Here is a 1120-nt window from a genome sequence, read left to right on the forward strand (position 1 = left end):
CCTTTAAATCGAGCCGTTTGAGTACTGTATCAATTAGACCCATGGGAGATGACGTGGCTAGGGCTAGGGGTAAGTTTAATTCCCGACACAACTTTACGGCTTCAATTGCACCTGGCATCGGTTGTCCCATCGTCATCAATAGGTCACTCATCCGAGTTATCATTCTTCGACATACCTCAGCTTGGCTCATACCAGTCCAAGGAAATCGAGCATAAGCTGATGCGCATTTAAATTGGTTTTTCCCTGTTCCCTGTTCCCTGTTCCCTGTTCCCTTTGAGCAATTTAGGTATCCCAATCTAAATGCTGAACAGCTTACCAATACTTGACTACTTCATCGTTTCGCAAACCTGTGGTTTGAGACGTCATACTCTCGTTGAGGAGAATGCCAAGGTCATTGAATATTTCTATTTCTACTTGAGACCAAAACGGTTCGCTATCAATTAGCAAACCATCCATATCAAAGATGACAGCTACATCCTGCATTAAAATCTTCCTCAAGAGTCGAGATCTACAACAGTTCGGGTCCAGGCTGTGGACTCCAATTAGTCAATTCTATAGGAAGCTTCTCGATAGGGATACAGGGTAATATCATCTAATTTGGTATAAAATGTACTTGACAAAAATTATCGAATATTATCCTATCCATAAAACTCAAGTCACACTATAATCGAGTTTTAATCTGAGTTTAAAAACGGAGAAATAACAAATGCTAAAGGGTTTTGGTTATCAATTACAAACCCAATTAAAATTTGACTGTAAAAAAGTAAAAAAAACAACAGTTAATCTCCATCAATGCTATCCAAGCTAACTTATGCTATCCAAGCTAACTTATTAAGTTATGTCGATTATAATTGGCTAGAGTTTCTTTGATTTATTAAGGGGGTATGGCAACCGGATTTGGTATAAGTTGAGGTGCCCTTGACCTAGGGGAATTTTATTCTCCTAGGTCAAGGGCACCTTCGGCTTTTTTCCGTGTTCCCGTAGCGTGGCCTAGGGCCACGCTAGAAACCCCAACTTAAACGAATTAAGTTGGGGGAGTTCACGAGTCTACTTGAACATTACCAGTACAAGAAGTAGAGGTTCCTATATATCTTCAAGGAATCTGCATCGGGGGCATAAA

General features: G+C 40.3%; 1 protein-coding gene. It reads right to left on the reverse strand.

All coding sequences use genetic code 11. The annotated features are described in order from the left end of the window. Nucleotides 1-312: 312 nt before the first annotated feature. Complete coding sequence (locus tag F6K53_RS44580; RefSeq protein WP_293087418.1) at nucleotides 313-498, reverse strand: hypothetical protein; 186 nt, start codon at nucleotides 496-498, stop codon at nucleotides 313-315. Nucleotides 499-1120: the final 622 nt, after the last annotated feature.

Origin of the sequence: Moorena sp. SIO4A1 (assembly GCF_010672065.1) — a bacterium.
In the GTDB taxonomy this organism is placed as follows: domain Bacteria; phylum Cyanobacteriota; class Cyanobacteriia; order Cyanobacteriales; family Coleofasciculaceae; genus Moorena.